Annotated in this window: 1 protein-coding gene; it reads left to right on the top strand. The window is 49.0% G+C overall.

The window, feature by feature from the left end:
* On the top strand, positions 1-339 hold a 339-nt coding region (locus AB4238_RS22385; protein ID WP_372035840.1), incomplete at both ends, for a tyrosine-type recombinase/integrase.

Raw genomic sequence — 339 nt, 5'->3', positions numbered from 1 at the left:
CTTCGCCAGACGGATACTCATGCTGTGCCATTAACGGTTGAGGTGATGGATATCCTTAAACGCAGAAGTGTCGAAGCTGTGCGAGGTGAGAAATTTGTTTTCCCTGCTAATCGCAGTCTTACAGGTCACATCACCGAAAAGTCAGGTAAGGGCAGCTTTTGGTGGCGCATAACCGAAAGGGCAGGTCTGCGTAGCGAGGAGAAAGAGCAAAACGTCACTATCCATGATTTACGGCGAACCATTGCCAGTTGGAGCGTGATGCGTGGCGGCAATATTCAGATGACCAGTAAACTGTTAGGTCACAGTGATATCAGTATTACTGTATCCGTCTGGCGAAGC

Source organism: Shewanella sp. 10N.286.45.A1 (assembly GCF_041470405.1).
In the GTDB taxonomy this organism is placed as follows: Bacteria; Pseudomonadota; Gammaproteobacteria; order Enterobacterales; family Shewanellaceae; genus Shewanella.
Note: the sequence above shows the minus strand (reverse complement) of the source record. Positions and strands in the feature narration are given on the sequence as shown.